General features: G+C 48.1%; 13 protein-coding genes, 1 tRNA gene and 1 pseudogene. All 15 read right to left on the reverse strand.

From position 1 onward, the window contains the following. Window positions 1–2 precede the first annotated feature (2 nt). The 15 genes and pseudogenes from yycF to ychF all read right to left on the reverse strand — a co-directional run bounded on the left by yycF (window position 3) and on the right by ychF (window position 15592). Window positions 3–710, reverse strand: a complete 708-nt coding sequence (gene yycF / locus AC0TWI_RS17750; protein WP_488127673.1) for a response regulator YycF — start codon at window positions 708–710, stop codon at window positions 3–5. Window positions 711–888: 178 nt separating this feature from the next. Beyond that, window positions 889–2334, reverse strand: a complete 1446-nt coding sequence (locus AC0TWI_RS17755) for a peptidoglycan DD-metalloendopeptidase family protein (protein WP_488127674.1) — start codon at window positions 2332–2334, stop codon at window positions 889–891. Window positions 2335–2577: 243 nt separating this feature from the next. Further along, window positions 2578–2650, reverse strand: a tRNA-Phe gene (locus AC0TWI_RS17760). Window positions 2651–2946: 296 nt separating this feature from the next. Then, on the reverse strand, window positions 2947–4233 hold the full coding sequence (locus AC0TWI_RS17765; RefSeq protein WP_488127675.1) for an adenylosuccinate synthase: 1287 nt from the start codon (window positions 4231–4233) through the stop codon (window positions 2947–2949). Between the two features lie 202 nt (window positions 4234–4435). After that, window positions 4436–5593: a M20 metallopeptidase family protein gene (locus AC0TWI_RS17770; RefSeq protein WP_488127676.1), complete on the reverse strand. Its 1158-nt coding sequence runs from the start codon at window positions 5591–5593 to the stop codon at window positions 4436–4438. A 129-nt stretch (window positions 5594–5722) separates the two neighbouring features. Next, window positions 5723–7090: a replicative DNA helicase gene (gene dnaB, locus AC0TWI_RS17775; RefSeq protein ID WP_488127677.1), complete on the reverse strand. Its 1368-nt coding sequence runs from the start codon at window positions 7088–7090 to the stop codon at window positions 5723–5725. A gap of 128 nt (window positions 7091–7218) precedes the next feature. Then, the gene (gene rplI / locus AC0TWI_RS17780) at window positions 7219–7665 is read right to left on the reverse strand and encodes a 50S ribosomal protein L9 (RefSeq protein WP_488127678.1); all 447 of its coding nucleotides are present in this window, start codon (window positions 7663–7665) and stop codon (window positions 7219–7221) included. After that, window positions 7662–9635: a DHH family phosphoesterase gene (locus tag AC0TWI_RS17785; protein ID WP_488127679.1), complete on the reverse strand. Its 1974-nt coding sequence runs from the start codon at window positions 9633–9635 to the stop codon at window positions 7662–7664. The genes rplI and AC0TWI_RS17785 overlap by 4 nt, the downstream gene beginning before the upstream one ends. 28 nt (window positions 9636–9663) lie before the next feature. Next, window positions 9664–10608 (reverse strand): YybS family protein, encoded by a 945-nt coding sequence (locus AC0TWI_RS17790; protein WP_488127680.1) that lies wholly within the window; start codon window positions 10606–10608, stop codon window positions 9664–9666. 222 nt (window positions 10609–10830) lie between these two features. After that, a complete protein-coding gene (gene rpsR, locus AC0TWI_RS17795; protein ID WP_488127681.1) occupies window positions 10831–11067 on the reverse strand; it encodes a 30S ribosomal protein S18 in 237 nt (78 codons plus the stop codon). A gap of 21 nt (window positions 11068–11088) precedes the next feature. After that, window positions 11089–11592 carry a single-stranded DNA-binding protein gene (ssb, locus tag AC0TWI_RS17800; RefSeq protein ID WP_488127682.1) on the reverse strand — a complete coding sequence of 168 codons (504 nt, stop codon included), beginning with the start codon at window positions 11590–11592 and terminating at the stop codon, window positions 11089–11091. Between the two features lie 54 nt (window positions 11593–11646). Continuing rightward, a complete protein-coding gene (rpsF, locus tag AC0TWI_RS17805; RefSeq protein ID WP_488127683.1) occupies window positions 11647–11937 on the reverse strand; it encodes a 30S ribosomal protein S6 in 291 nt (96 codons plus the stop codon). Window positions 11938–12897: 960 nt separating this feature from the next. Next, window positions 12898–13063: pseudogene (locus AC0TWI_RS17810) on the reverse strand (DUF378 domain-containing protein); the annotation flags it as partial. A gap of 164 nt (window positions 13064–13227) precedes the next feature. Next, window positions 13228–14364, reverse strand: coding sequence for a thiolase family protein (locus AC0TWI_RS17815; RefSeq protein ID WP_488127713.1), 1137 nt, complete (start codon window positions 14362–14364; stop codon window positions 13228–13230). A 127-nt stretch (window positions 14365–14491) separates the two neighbouring features. Then, window positions 14492–15592 (reverse strand): redox-regulated ATPase YchF, encoded by a 1101-nt coding sequence (gene ychF, locus AC0TWI_RS17820; RefSeq protein ID WP_488127684.1) that lies wholly within the window; start codon window positions 15590–15592, stop codon window positions 14492–14494. Window positions 15593–15709 lie beyond the last annotated feature (117 nt).

A 15709-nucleotide genomic window follows, 5' to 3' on the forward strand; every position in this document is an offset into this window, starting at 1 on the left:
GGTTACTCCTGTTCAGGAGTACGTAAATAATAGCCTACGCCTCTTCTCGTTACGATCCACGTCGGATGGCTCGGATTGTCTTCGATTTTCTCACGCAGGCGCCGTACGGTTACATCAACTGTCCGGACATCTCCGAAATAATCGTAGCCCCACACCGTCTGCAACAAGTGTTCGCGGGTCATTACCTGGCCGATATGCTTGGCCAAATAATGAAGAAGCTCAAACTCTCTGTGGGTCAATTCGATTGTTTCGCCGTTTTTGGACACCATGTATGCATTCGGATGAATTGTCAGATTGCCGATCGTAATCTCATTCTGATCGTCTTCCTCCGCTTGCTGGGCAATTTGGGCATGACGGCGCATATTCGCCTTTACCCTGGCGATCAGTTCCCTTGTGCTGAACGGCTTTGTCACATAATCATCCGCTCCAAGCTCAAGTCCGAGCACTTTGTCTATCTCTGAATCCTTTGCCGTCAGCATGATGATCGGCATGTCATGCTTCTTCCGGACTTCACGGCATACTTCCATTCCGTCGCGGCTTGGAAGCATGATATCAAGCAAAATCATATCCGGCTTCATTTCTTCTACAAGCTTGAGCGCCTCATCTCCGTCATATGCACATTGGACGGTGAAGCCCTCCTTTTTCAAATTGAACTGCAGTATATCCGCAATCGGCTTTTCATCATCGACAACAAGAATCTTTTTATCCATGGCCGTATCCCCTTTACTGTTTGAAATCGGTCAATGTATATAAAACTGAACGTGTTTTTCCTTCTAATCTCTCTATTTTATCATATTTAAAGGGCCAGGTACAAAAGAGCCCAAATCCCCTTTTGCACCTGACCCTCGTATTGTGAATTCAAGGTGAAGCATTATTTTTCCGGTTGCATTAATGCAAGTAATTCAGCGGATTTTGCAGACCGCCATTTTTATAGACTTCGAAGTGCAGATGGGTTCCGGTCGAATTGCCCGTTGAGCCCATAATTCCGATCGCCGAACCCTTCTCGACCCTCTGGCCCGGTTTTACACTGATGGAGTTCAGATGTGCGTAAACCGTGCGATAGCCGTTCTGATGGTCGATTACGATTTTATTGCCGTAGCCGCCATTGTTCCAGCCAGCAGAGACAACGATGCCATGATCTGCCGCTTTGATCGTATAGTTGCTCGGACGCGCGATATCGATGCCTTTATGCTGCCGGCCCCAGCGCTGTCCGGAGCGGCTTGAAATATAGCCTCCGTTTGTCGGCCAGCTGAATTGGCCAGTTCCGCGTGAAGGGATGACCTTTGTTCCCTCTACGACCACTTTCTTGACCGGAGCTTCCAATACCCTTTCATCGGTCTTCTCCTTGGAGACTTCCTTGCCGTTCTTTTCGATTAGCCGGTATTGGATGTAGCTTTTCCCGTTCTTGCCTTCCTGGGTCACTTTCGTTTCGCCCTTCGGCAAATTGCTATCCTGAACTGTCTCCACTTCGAACGGTACATCCTCTTCTCTCAGAAGATCCCGGACGATTTCAACGTGGATGAGCGGCTTCGTCACAACCGTGTTTACTTCCTGGCCGATCTGCAGGAGCGTATCTTCGGTCATGCCCTCATTCAGCTCAATCAGCTTCGCTGTGCTGAGGTTGTGCTTGGCGGCAATTGTGCCGAGCACATCTCCCTCCTGCACGGTGTATTTCTGTTCTTCCAATGTGCCCTTCAGCAACAATTTCACGGCTTCCTCGGCAGAAAGGATTTTTTCCGGATACACGGCATCCTTTTTCAATTCCAGTTCTTCATCGATCCGGACATCCATCGTCCGCAGTTCATCCTTTTCCATCGGCGGCAGTGGTTCTGCTGCACTCTTGCGTTCTTCAGCGGCTTTGATTTCCGCTTCTGTCGCATAGGAAAGCTTGATTTGGTCAATAACCTTTTTCGCCGTTTCTTCATCTTTTACATGTACGGCATTTTTTCCGGCAATGGAGATCGCGGTGCTGACTGCTTTGACCTTGGCCAGCTCGCCGATTTTCTCCTCAACCGCCTCGTTATTCGCCACTGGGCGGAAGGCCTGCTCTGCTATGTATGTAACGTGATTCCCTATTTCCAATTCATAACCTTTTAACTCGTCCTGGGCCTTCTTGATCGCTTTATCCGCTGCGGCTTCAACAACCTTCTTGTCTGTTGCCGCTCCTACATACGCATCGTCCACATACACATGGTACACCGTTGACAGTTTCGCTTCAGCCCCTGCTTTCACAGGTGAAAAAGCGAGCATTGATAAGACCAAGCTTCCTGCCATTGCATGGGCAAGCGTATGCTTCCACTTGCGTTGCTCCGGCCGGTTTGGCTTTCGAAACATTTGTATATCCCCCTAAAACCATTACAACTCTATCGTTGATTGTTTTTATTTTTCATATAGTTCTCTAGTCCCTTTACTACCTTACCATAAAGTTTCCAGAAGCCAAGGGAGTTTAAGAGAATGTAATATAATTGTATATAGACTGACAATTTTGAAAAAACATTGAAATGGGTTAATATAGGGAGGAAAATAAAAAAAAGCAAGGCGAGAGTCAATGTCGTCGCCATGCTTTTTGGGGTAAAGTGGCTCAGGACGGAATCGAACCGCCGACACAAGGATTTTCAGTCCTTTGCTCTACCAACTGAGCTACTGAGCCATAATTAGGGATAATATGCTTATTCAGTTCGTGCTTGTCCTTCGTCTCCATCTCAGGATTAAGCAGCTCGATAGGTACGCCCGCATTGCCGTTTCAAAGGTGCTTCGCTTCGGTGCTGACAGGCCATCTGAGGTAACAAAACTCATGTTACCATAGTCACATACTCGGTGGCAACAACTTTCGACAAATTTATAGCGAAATGGTTAACATGTGGACACAAATACAGAAAACTGTATAGGAAAAGCCCGTCACAAAGGGAGTTGAGGAAGTTGTTCCTCCTGTGGCGGGCTTTGTTATTATCTCCAGACGCTTTTGACGACATTTGTTTGTGAGCGGTCCGGTCCAACCGAAAAGATCGAAAGCGGGATGCCGGTCAGTTGGGAGACGCGCTCCAGATAGTGACGAGCGTTGGCAGGGAGCTCATCGAGTGTTTTGCAGGCTGTAATGTCCTCTGTCCAGCCTGGCAATTCCTCGTAAACCGGCTTGCACTCCTTCAAAATGTTCAAATTTGCCGGATATTCTTTGATCAATTCACCTTTATAGTCATACGCTGTGCAGATTTTTACTGTTTCAATCCCGGTCAGCACATCAATCGAGTTGAGTGAAAGGTCTGTGATGCCGCTCACCCTTCTTGCATGGCGTACGACGACGCTGTCAAACCAGCCGATACGGCGCGGACGGCCTGTCGTTGTTCCGTATTCGCGGCCGACTTCACGGATCTGATTGCCGATTTCGTCATTCAGCTCAGTCGGGAATGGGCCATCTCCGACTCTTGATGTATATGCCTTGCAGACGCCGACAACATGGTCGATCTTCGTCGGGCCGACTCCGGAGCCGATTGTCACTCCGCCGGCAACCGGGTTGGAGGATGTAACAAACGGGTAAGTCCCCTGGTCAATATCAAGCATAACGCCTTGTGCCCCTTCGAACAGCACCCGCTTGCCTTCATCTAGCGCATCATTGAGGACGACAGATGTATCGCAGACGTATTGCTTTAATTGCTGCCCATATTCATAATACTCGTTAAGAATCTCCTCAAGCTTAAATCCTTCGGTTTCGTAAAAACGCTCCAAAAGACGGTTTTTGTCTACAAGGATTCGGGCAAGCTTCTCTTCGAATACTTCCCGATCGAGCAAATCGGCAATCCGGATGCCGACGCGGGCCGCTTTATCCATATACGCAGGGCCGATGCCTTTTTTCGTTGTGCCGATTTTATTATCACCTTTACGGTCTTCTTCCACCTCATCAATTTTCAAATGATACGGGAGAATGACATGGGCACGGTTGGAAATCCGCAGGTTATCCGTCGTGACGCCTTGATCCTGCAAATATTTAAGCTCTTTTACGAGTGATTTTGGATTGACGACCATGCCGTTTCCAATCACGCTGATTTTATCTTTAAAAAAGATCCCTGATGGAATCAAGTGCAATTTGTATGTTACATTGTGAAATTGTATGGTGTGGCCTGCATTGTCGCCGCCTTGGTAGCGGGCGATCACTTCTGCATTTTCAGATAGGAAATCCGTAATTTTGCCTTTTCCTTCATCTCCCCATTGTGTTCCAACAACGACTACTGAAGACATAGAAAGCACCTCCGTTGGCTCTTTTAAGAACCACTTTTAACAAACATCTTCATTTTAACGCGTTTAGATTCAACAGTCAATCCAAAAGGCGAACGTTATATCTGTTATACAGACAATCGTTCGCCTTTTCAGACCTATTGTTCTTATATTTCCCTTTCTTGCCTATTTTAATCCTTAAAAATCATTTAAGCATTTCCCTGCCTCAGCCTTGCAGTGCAAATTGGATCATCATTTCGATTGCTGCCGGAAAAGCCGCCTCATCGATGTCAAATCTCGGGTGATGGTGCGGGTATTGGCTTTTTTCACTCTGCATGCCGACATTGATGAAAGCCCCTTTTTTCTCTTTTAAATAATAGGAGAAGTCCTCTGCACCAAGTGTCGGGTCCATTTCCACGAATGTCTCTTCGCCAAATGTATTAAGGATGATGTCCTTTGCACGCTCACACGCTTCAGGATGGTTGTATAGCGGCGGGGTACCGACGATGTACTCGTAATGCCCCTTCGCTCCAAAGCTTGCACAAAGCGATTCTGTAAGCTGCTTTGTCCTTTCCTTCATCATATCTGCTGCTTCAAATGTGAGTGCACGGATTGTTCCCTGCAGTCTTGCGGAAGACGGGATGACATTGTATGAGTTTCCAGCCTGTACACCCCCGAATGAGATGACCCCAGCCTGAAGCGGGTGAAGATTGCGGCTGACAATCGACTGGAATGCCTGGATCAAGTGTGTAGAAATATAAATCGGATCGACGGCTTCCTGTGGCTGGCCGCCATGCCCTCCGACGCCCTCAATCGTAATATCGAAGTCATCGGAAGATGCCATCGCAAAACCGGGTGCAAAGCCGATTTTTCCAAGCGGCAGTCCTGCCTGAAGGTGAAGACCATATACGACATCCACGTTGTCCAATAGTCCTTCTTTTACAAGCTGATCGGCTCCGCTTGGAGATGCTTCCTCCGAGCTCTGGAAAATAAAAATAATGTTGTTCTTTACGCTTTCTCTATTGGATACCATCCATTTCGCTGCAGCAAGTAGAATCGCAGTATGCCCATCATGGCCACAGCCGTGGAAAACACCGGGCACAGTGGAGGCATACGATTTTTCCCCTTCCTCTGTCATCGGCAGCGCATCCATGTCAGCGCGCAGAGCGATCGTCTTCTTTCCTTCTGTTCCCTCAAGATAGCTGATCACATTCGGAGCGGAATACTTCTCCAAAATCGGCAGCCCCATCTCCGTAAGCCTCTCTTTTACGTAGGCTGCTGTTTGATATTCTTGTCCCGAAAGCTCCGGGTGCATATGAAAATGGCGTCTGTGTTCGACCGCCCATGACGTTAATTCTGAATTTGCGAGTTTTGTTTGCAACATGATTTCAAGTCCTTCCTATGATGTTGATTCGATTCATATTCAAGTATAATTATACAATACTTTCTTCACTATTCAATGGAAGATAGGCCGCAAAAAACCGCTGCACATCCATTGTGCAGCGGTTCTCGATCAGGCGCCTGATGGGACGGCGGCATCGTCATACCGCCGTTCCAGATTGACGAATTTATTGTATTCTTTTACGAAAGCGAGCTGGACGGTACCGACTGGGCCATTCCGCTGCTTCGCTATGATGATTTCGATAATGTTCTTATTCTCGGATTCCTGATCATAATAGTCATCCCGGTAAAGGAACGCTACGATATCGGCATCCTGCTCGATACTTCCTGATTCCCGGATATCCGACATCATCGGCCGTTTATCCTGGCGCTGCTCGACGCCCCGCGATAACTGCGAAAGGGCGATGACCGGCACTTCAAGCTCCCTTGCCAAAGCCTTCAAGGAACGCGAGATTTCCGATACTTCCTGCTGGCGATTTTCCTGTGAGGAGCGCCCGCTGCCCTGAATGAGCTGCAAGTAGTCAATTAAAATCATGCCAAGTCCATGTTCTTGCTTGAGACGCCGGCATTTCGAACGGATTTCACTGATCCGGATTCCCGGTGTATCATCGATGAAAATGCCGGAATTGGACAGGCTCCCCATTGCCATCGTCAGCTTGCGCCAGTCCTCATCCGTAAGGGATCCGGTCCGCAAGTTCTGGGCATTGATATTGCCTTCCGCACAAAGCATCCGCATGACGAGCTGCTCTGCGCCCATCTCGAGACTGAAGATCGCTACATTTTCCCCTGTCTTTGTCCCGACATTCTGGGCGATATTCAAAGCGAACGCCGTCTTACCGACAGATGGACGGGCAGCGACGATGATCAAGTCGTTGCGCTGGAAACCGGCCGTCATCCTGTCAAGCTCGGCAAAGCCGGTCGGAATTCCGGTCACATCCCCTTTGCGGTTATGCAGTAGTTCAATATTGTCGTACGTACGAACGAGTACGTCTTTTATATCATGGAAGGCACCTGCATTTTTGCGCTGGGCGACCTCCATAATTTTCTTTTCTGCTTCATCAAGCAGTGCATTTACTTCATCTTCTCGTGAATATCCGTCTGTGGCGATCGTCGTCGCAGTGCGGATCAACCTTCTTAGAAGAGATTTTTCCTCGACAATCCTGGCATAATAGCCGATATTCGCAGCGGTCGGAACCGACACGGAAATTTCACTTAAATACGAGATTCCGCCCACATCTTCAAGCAATTTGGCAGCTGCCAGCTCCTCGGTGACGGTAATCAAATCGACTGCCTTGCCCGCTTCACTCAAATTGAGCATGCAATCATAGATTTTCTGGTGGGCACTGCGGTAAAAATCTTCTGGCAGCAAGACCTCAGACGCGAGCATCAATGCAGCAGGATCGAGGAAAATCGCACCTATGACAGCCTGCTCTGCCTCGATGTTTTGCGGCGGAATCCGATCCGCAAACAAATCACTCATGAGCTTGCCTCCTTGGAATGTCTAGATAAGCTTTTTCATAGAAAAAATGTGACCGGCCTGAACCTGCGTCACATTTCTCTTGTTTCTTTCTATTTTACCATGAATCCCTGTGAATCCATATGGCAATTTTATTTTTCTTCTTTTACATGGACGCTGAGCTCCGCTGCCACACCTGGATGGAGCTTAACTGGAACCTTAGTCACCCCTAAGGAACGGATTGCATCATCCATCACGATTTTTCTTCTGTCGACTTTGATCTTATGCGCTTTATTCAGTGCGTCTGCGATCTGCTTGCTTGTGATCGAGCCGAAAAGACGGCCGCCTTCCCCGCTTTTTGCGGAAAGTTCGACGGTAATCTTTTCAATCTTTTCTTTCAGTTCCTTCGCTTCCGCCAATTCTTCCTCAGCCAGCTTTTCTTCTTTCTTCTTCTGCTGATCGAGATTTTTCATGTTTCCTGGAGTGGCTTCTACTGCTTGGCCTTGCTTGAGCAAAAAGTTAGCGTATCCGTCAGCTACATTTTTTACCTCGCCTTTTTTTCCTCTGCCTTTTACATCTTTCAGAAAGATAACCTTCATGTCTCCTGACTCCCTTCCACATACTCATCAATTGCCTGTTTCAATTTCAACTCGGCGGCTTCCACCGTAATATCAGAAAGCTGGACGGCTGCGTTGGACAAATGTCCGCCTCCTCCAAGTGACTCCATGATCAATTGGACATTTACCTTTCCAAGTGATCTGGCACTGATGCCGACTACATCACCGGATCTGCGAGCAACAACGAAGGAGGCAGTGACACCGTCCATTGTCAGCAGGGCATCGGCAGCCTGGGCGATCATGACCGGATGATAAACCGTGTCCTCCCTGCCGGCTGCTATCGCAATATCGGCAGCATAGAACTCTGCTGTTTCAATCAGTCTGGCCCGCTTTACATACGTCTCGACGCTCTCCTTCAGGAATGTCTGGACGAGAACCGTATCTGCACCCTGTGCCCGTAAGTATGATGCTGCATCGAACGTCCGCGAACCCGTCCTCAAGGTGAAGCTTTTCGTGTCGACAATGATTCCGGAAAGAAGCGCAGTCGCTTCCACCGTGTTGATTTTCTCGCCTTTTGGCTGGTATTCGAGCAGTTCGGTCACTAGCTCTGCCGTCGAGGAAGCGTATGGTTCCATATAGACGAGCAGCGGCTTCTTGATGAAATCCTCGCTCCTGCGGTGATGATCGATAACGACGACCCTGTCCGTCTTCTGCAGTAGTCTCTCTTCTATTATGAGAGACGGTTTATGGGTATCGACGACGACAACGAGCGTATTCTCCGTCGCCAGCTCCAGCGCCTCTTCCGGAGAGATCAGCCTGGAGTGCAGCTCAGGATATTTTTTCATTTCTTCAATCAGCCTGGCTACTGCCGTATCAATCTGATCAAAATCAACGACTACATATCCTTCTCGCTTATTCATCGCCGCGATTTTCCGAACACCGATTGACGCTCCGATTGCATCCATGTCCGGAAACTTATGTCCCATCACAATCACTTTATCACTTTCGATAATCAATTCCTTCAATGCGTGCGAGATGACCCTCGCCCTTACTCTTGTTCGTTTTTCCATTGGATTCGTCTTGCCGCCGTAGAATTTCAGCTTTCCATTCGGCAGCTTCATTGCAACCTGGTCGCCGCCACGTCCGAGGGCAAGATCCAGGCTCGATTGTGCCAGTTCACCAAGTTCGGGCAGTGAATGGCCGCCCATGCCGACTCCGATGCTGAGGGTGACGGCCGTGCTTTCCTTGGCAGTGACATCCCGTACAGTATCCAGTATGGAAAACTTCTCTTTCTCAAGCCCCTGCAGCGTTTCCTCGTTCAACAACGTAACAAAGCGGTCTGAAGAGACCCTTTTTAGGAAGATCCCTCTCTCCAGTGCCCAGTTATTCAACAAGGAAGTAATCGTGCTATTCAATCCACTCCGCGTCTGGTCATCCATCCCCTGAGTCGCATCGTCGTAATTATCAAGCAGGATGATCGCAATTACATTTCGTTCGGCTTCATATCGTTTGAGCGTCTCCATTTCATTCGTAACATCAAAGAAGTACAGCAGTTTCTCTTCAGGCTTGAACAAAACGCGGAATTTCCGCTCATTCAAGGTGATAATATCCTTCTCTAATTCTTGCTTTAAAAGCGGAATAACCGGTTCCCCTACATCGTATAGCGATTTTCCGATGAGCGTGGTTTCATCGAAAATGGAAGCCATGTATGAATTTGTCCACTCGATCTCGTACTCATCATTGATCAGCATAATACCGATTGGCATTTCAAGCAAAGCCTCTTCCCCGACTTTTTTCAGCCTATAGGAAAGGGTCGCTATGTATTCCTGTGTTTCCTTTACCATTTTCTGTTCAATAGTCATGGCGTAGGAAAAGAAAATTACCAGCAAAAGCGCTGCAATGAGCGCAATCCACCAGCGCTCAGCTCCGATGAAGGCGAGGAGGATGATGGAGACCGCCATAATGCCGTAAAGGGGATACCGCTGTTTCCGCTGATTAAAGTATGAAGGCATTCCTTCAGCTCCTTCAATTCCTGTTCGTTTATGGTTCCTTCTTCTCAAAATACCGCCTAAGGTTAAATCCTAAGTCAATTATACCCAAGAATCTCACGATGGAAAGGAAAATTGGCAGGATGATGGCAAAAAGGACAGCGAGAATCGGGATGATTTTCGGGACCTTTTTCAGATCGCTCACATAATAGATAAATGAGAGTCCTTGAATGACGAGCAGCACCTGAAGTATCTGCGCTGCATTCAATATTGCCGCATACCAATATGTCCCCGGCTCTGCCTTCAAGAACAGCGAAGCAAGCAGAACGACCAAGTATAAATACAGTACCTGCCTTGGCAGCCGCAACGATCCGAAGCGCTCAAACCGCGGCACCGAAATGCCAAGCCTCTTCACAATTGGAAAATTGATCAGCATGAGCAGAAGCACAGAAATAAAGGCCGCCCCTGCCACCATGCTCGGCAGCAAGACCTGGAACAGTTTAATCATCTCATCCAGCTGCGCTCTGAACTCAAGCGGCGGTTTCTGACCGGTGCTTTCCATCAGCTTTATATATTGGTCTGCGGAAGAATGGAAGACCTCAAAAAACTTATCAATGAGATTGATGCTGAAAAATTGGGCCAGCACAATAAAAATCCCAACAATGCTCAACAGAAAGGCAATGCTTGATGTGACAAAGATGCTTCCCTTCGACTTGCCTTTTTGGATCCCATAGCCCATTACAGTTCCTGTTATGCCGTAGAGCAAGGCAAGTGGCACTGCCGTCAGTGACCCGACAATAAGTGAGAGCATGGCTGCACCGATGAGAACAATCGAGGCGTATTTTAGCGGATATTTTGCACTGTATACCAAGAATGGCAGCACTAAGAAGAATTGGCTGATCAACATCAAGAACGGTACATAAATTGATATGAGCAGCAGTATAACAAAAATGGAGAGCATGAGCGCTCCTTCCACCAGCATTCGGGTGTTCTTCACTCTTTCACCTCATTATTTGATTGTACCTTTACCCTCCTATTTTACCGATGATGGAGAGATACTTCAACTTTCCCGGCATTTAATATAGAACATTCGTTCCTTTTCTGTGAACATTTTTGTTCTATTCCCTTTCCGCACAGGATCCAATCACCTTGCGGCAAGATTAGCCGATAAAAAAAAGCCTGGTCAAGTTCACACCTGACCAGGCTTTCGCTCTATATATTATTCACCTGATACGAATGGAAGAAGTGCCATTTGACGAGCGCGTTTGATAGCGGCTGTCAATTTACGTTGGTACTTCGCACTTGTACCCGTTACACGGCGTGGAAGAATTTTTCCACGTTCAGATACGAATTTTTTAAGCAATTCTACATCTTTGTAGTCGATGTGTGTAATGCCGTTTGATGTGAAATAACACACTTTCCGGCGCTTACGTCCACCTCTGCGTCCACCTGCCATCTTATTTCCCTCCTGTCCTGATTAGAATGGAAGATCGTCGTCCGAGATGTCAATCGGTTGTCCATCATTAGAGAACGGATCTTCATTAGCCCGGGTATAGCCTTGCTGGCCCTGGTTTTGATTCTGATTTTGATTTCCGTAAGGTGAGAAGCCTTGATTTCTTTGATTGCCGCCGAAATCTTCCCGGCCGCCCTGTTGTGCTGCTCCGCGTGGTTCCAAGAACTGAACGGATTCAGCCACAATCTCGGTCACGTATACACGCTTGCCGTCTTGTCCCTCATAATTGCGTGTCTGTACACGGCCATCCACTCCCGCGAGGCTGCCTTTCTTTAAGAAATTCGCAACATTCTCGGCGGGACGGCGCCAGACCACACAATTGATGAAGTCTGCTTCTCTTTCACCTTGCTGGTTTGTGAAAGTACGGTTAACTGCCAACGTAAAAGTCGCCACTGCTACCCCTGCTGGAGTGTAGCGCAACTCTGGGTCTTTTGTTAATCGGCCTACTAATACAACCCGGTTCATCATCAGAATCAACCTCTCCCCGATTTTTGAAAATGTTTCACGTGAAACAATAATTGATTATTTTTCTTCTTCTTTGATTACGATATGACGAATGATATCATCGCTGATCTTCGCAAGACGGTCGAATTCCTGAACTGCTTCAGGAGCTGCATTTGTGTGGATCAGACGGTAGAATCCGTCACGGAAATCCTCAATCTCGTATGCAAGACGACGCTTACCCCAATCTTTTGATTCGATGATTTCAGCACCTTCATTTTTAAGGATGTTATCGAAACGCTCAACTACAGCCGCTTTCGCTTCCTCTTCAATGTTCGGGCGAATAATGTACATGATTTCGTACTTTCTCATCGTTCAGTCACCTCCTTATGGACTATACGGTCCTTTTTCGGTAAAAAAGGACAAGGAGCAATTTTCATTACTCACAATGAGTAATTATAGCATATCCTTCCACGCCGCGCAACCATGCTAAAAAGAAAAGCGGAGGCCGTTTAGCGACGTACAGATTGGAGGGATTCTGACGAGATAAAGGAAACACGGCGACGCAGGAGCCGATGTTGACTTATCGTAGGAAGAACCCCGAAATCTGCTAGTCGCTGGCGCACGGAGCTGGACAGAGAAAAGCGGAGGGCGATTGATTAGGGGCGACAAGCGCTGGAGGAAAAGACTGGGTGGATGCTTTCCAATCCACCTGGTCTTTTCCGAAGCGACCTCGAGCCCCTATCGCCCGCAGCTGGACAGAGAAAAGCGGAGGGCGCCGTTTAGCGACGTACAAATTGGAGGGATTCTGACGAGATAAAGGAAACACGGCGACGCAGGAGCCGATGTTGACTTATCGTAGGAAGAACCCCGAAATCTGCTAGTCGCTGGCGCACGGAGCTGGACAGGCATAAGGCGAAGACCGGAAAATGTGCTTACAAATCAAAAAGCCATGCGCAAGGCATGGCTCCTGTTGTTAGCTGTTCTTACCATCATTTTTTTGGTAATTCTGTCCTTCAGACGATTTCTGTCCTTCATACGCTTCTCTCGAAGGGTTGTAAAGCAAGTCTTCATTCGGCTCGTCAGCGAACTCTGTGCTGAATGCAGGTGTTCCCGTGCCGAAAGCTGAACCTGAAGCGGTACGCCCCATCCCAGTTGATGAACCGGAGTTTGTTCCAGAAGCGAGTCCTGAATTCGTTGAGTCGGAACCGGTTGTTTTGTCTGAAGATGTTGTGCTTGAAGCTTGGCTATATTGGCTTCGCTGGCTGCTTTCATTGCTTTTTTGGCTGCTCTGTTGGCTTTGGGATTCTCCCATGAATTGCGTAATCAGAGCGACAATTCCGCTGATCCCCACAAGGGTGAAGATTAAGCGGGCAAATCCTGATGTGGTTCCGCCAAATAGCGCTCCTACAAGATCAAATCGGAACAGTCCAACGAGTCCCCAGTTGATTGCCCCGATGATCACTAGCGCCATGGCAATGCGACGTAATGTTTTCAAGCGGCATGCCCCTCTCAAATTTAGTCCAAATCAAAAGCACTTCCATTGCTCATGATTCAGGTCTTATTTTTTGAATTCCGAGGAGGATTATACTTGTAAAAACAGCCAATTGTACGAAACTCACCATTCATCGCCGCCAGCGCCCTCTTTTCACAAGAACTTATTCAATCGAGCCTTTCAATAATCGTTGCGTTTGCCATTCCGAACCCTTCGCATATGGCCTGAAGACCGTACCGTTTACCGCTCCGCTCGAGTTCATGCAACATTGTTGTCATCAACCTTGCTCCACTGGCGCCAAGAGGATGTCCGAGTGCGATTGCTCCCCCATTCACATTCACTTTTTCTCCATCTGCCCCTGTTTCTTTGAGCCAGAAAAGCGGAACGGATGCGAAGGCCTCGTTGATTTCAAACAGATCGATCTGTGAAAGCTCCATATTTGCCTTTTTCAATGCCTTTTCTGTAGCGGCGACCGGCCCGGTGAGCATAAGGGTCGGATCCGAACCGACAACTGCACGGGCGAGCATCCGGAAGCGGGGTTTGATCCCAAGTTCTTCCGCTTTTTCTCTCGACATCAGCAAAATGGCTGACGCACCGTCACTGATCTGGCTTGCGTTTCCTGCCGTAACCTTTCCTTCTTTTACAAAAGAAGGGGTAAGCGACGCAAGCTTCTCTATAGATGTATCTTCACGGGGACCTTCATCGTGAAGAAACTTGCCTTTTTCCGTTTCGACAGGCATGATTTCTCGCTGGAATCGCCCCTCTCTCATTGCTTGAATTGCCTTTTCATGACTCTGTAACGCAAAACCATCAAGTTCCTCCCTTGATAATCCCCATTTATCAGCAATTCGCTCGGCAGAGACTCCCTGATTGATCATTTCGTATCTTTCCATGAGCTTTTTACTCGGCAACGCGCCTTGCTGATTGGAGAACATTGGGACACGGGACATGCTTTCCACACCGCACGCAATGACCATATCCATGTCCCCGCTCTCAATCGCCTGGGCCGCAAAATGGACGGCTTGCTGGCCGGACCCGCATTGTCTGTCGAGTGTCACACCTGGAACAGTAACTGGAAAGCCTGCGATCAGCGCTGCCACCCTTGCAATATCAGCAGCTTGTTCACCTGACTGGGTGACACAACCGGCGATCACATCCTCGACTCGTGCAGGGTCGACTTTTGCCCGTTCCATTACCTCACTCAACACAAGTGCGAGCAATTCGTCTGGGCGTATACCGCTCAGCGCTCCATTCCTTTTGCCGACGGGGGTTCGTACCGCTTCAACTATGACTGCCTCTCTCAGGGCAATCCCCTCCTATCCAATTCTTTACTTCACACTTCGCTTTCCGTTGTGGGGAACCCTTCATTTCGCAAATAAAAAAGGCATCTATATGGATAATAGATGCCTCACATTGGATCAGTATTCATGTTTACACGTTAAAGCGGAAATGGATGACGTCGCCGTCCTTGACTACATAATCCTTGCCTTCCAGACGGACTTTCCCTGCTTCTCTTGCCCCTGCCATCGAGCCGCCTGCCAAAAGGTCTTCATATGAAACAGTTTCCGCCCGAATGAAGCCTTTCTCAAAGTCGGTATGGATGATGCCGGCGCATTGCGGTGCTTTCATTCCTTTTTTGAATGTCCACGCCCGCACTTCCTGGACTCCGGCTGTGAAATACGTCGCAAGCCCGAGCAAGTCATAGGAAGCCCGGATCAATTGGTCAAGACCTGATTCCTCAATTCCCAGTTCATCCAAGAACATCGCTTTTTCATCGTCATCAAGCTCGGCGATCTCCTCTTCAATCTTTGCACAAACGACGATTACTTCCGCGTTTTCCTTAGCGGCGAACGCCTTTACCTTTTGTACGTTTTCATTTCCGGATGGATCCGCGATGTCATCTTCGCTGACATTTGCGACATACAGGATTGGTTTGCTCGTAAGCAAATGAAGTCCTTTGACAATCTTTGCCTGTTCTTCAGTGAATTCAACAGTCCGTGCTGGCAAGTCCTGTTCGAACGCTTCCTTGAGCTTAGACAATATTTCGAACTCGAACATCGAATCCTTATCTTTTTGCCTAGCCATTTTCTCGACTCGGCCGATTCTTTTCTCTACGGATTCCAGATCGGCCAAAATCAATTCGAGGTTGATCGTTTCGATATCATCGATCGGATCGACCTTCCCGGAGACGTGCGTGATATCGTCACTTGCAAAGCAGCGGACAACCTGGCAGATTGCGTCTACTTGGCGGATATGAGACAGGAACTTGTTTCCCAGTCCTTCCCCTTTGCTCGCCCCTTTAACGATGCCGGCAATATCGGTGAATTCAAATGCAGTCGGAACGGTTTTCTTCGGCTGTACAAGTTCTGTCAGCTTTTGAAGGCGGTAGTCTGGCACTTCAACGATGCCGACATTCGGATCAATCGTACAGAACGGGTAGTTGGCTGCCTCTGCCCCCGCTTTTGTAATTGCATTAAATAAAGTTGATTTGCCAACGTTCGGCAAACCGACAATCCCTGCTGTAAGAGCCATATTGGTCACTCCTCTTGTCGGGAACCATCCCGATTCATTCAAAATCGGCACAGGAAAAGCTGTGCCGTCTTATCCATCTATGTTTTCATCATTGCTTAGCATATCAATTGGAAGGAA

The sequence above is a fragment of the Lederbergia sp. B243.17 genome (assembly GCF_057657925.1).

Bases quoted from the DNA above. Each gene is read 5' to 3' on its own strand.
- yycF (WP_488127673.1), bottom strand. From the start codon at position 710: ATGGATAAAAAGATTCTTGTTGTCGATGATGAAAAGCCGATTGCGGAT.
- AC0TWI_RS17755 (WP_488127674.1), bottom strand. From the start codon at position 2,334: ATGTTTCGAAAGCCAAACCGGCCGGAGCAACGCAAGTGGAAGCATACG.
- AC0TWI_RS17765 (WP_488127675.1), bottom strand. From the start codon at position 4,233: ATGTCTTCAGTAGTCGTTGTTGGAACACAATGGGGAGATGAAGGAAAA.
- AC0TWI_RS17770 (WP_488127676.1), bottom strand. From the start codon at position 5,593: ATGTTGCAAACAAAACTCGCAAATTCAGAATTAACGTCATGGGCGGTC.
- dnaB (WP_488127677.1), bottom strand. From the start codon at position 7,090: ATGAGTGATTTGTTTGCGGATCGGATTCCGCCGCAAAACATCGAGGCA.
- rplI (WP_488127678.1), bottom strand. From the start codon at position 7,665: ATGAAGGTTATCTTTCTGAAAGATGTAAAAGGCAGAGGAAAAAAAGGC.
- AC0TWI_RS17785 (WP_488127679.1), bottom strand. From the start codon at position 9,635: ATGCCTTCATACTTTAATCAGCGGAAACAGCGGTATCCCCTTTACGGC.
- rpsR (WP_488127681.1), bottom strand. From the start codon at position 11,067: ATGGCAGGTGGACGCAGAGGTGGACGTAAGCGCCGGAAAGTGTGTTAT.
- ssb (WP_488127682.1), bottom strand. From the start codon at position 11,592: ATGATGAACCGGGTTGTATTAGTAGGCCGATTAACAAAAGACCCAGAG.
- rpsF (WP_488127683.1), bottom strand. From the start codon at position 11,937: ATGAGAAAGTACGAAATCATGTACATTATTCGCCCGAACATTGAAGAG.
- ychF (WP_488127684.1), bottom strand. From the start codon at position 15,592: ATGGCTCTTACAGCAGGGATTGTCGGTTTGCCGAACGTTGGCAAATCA.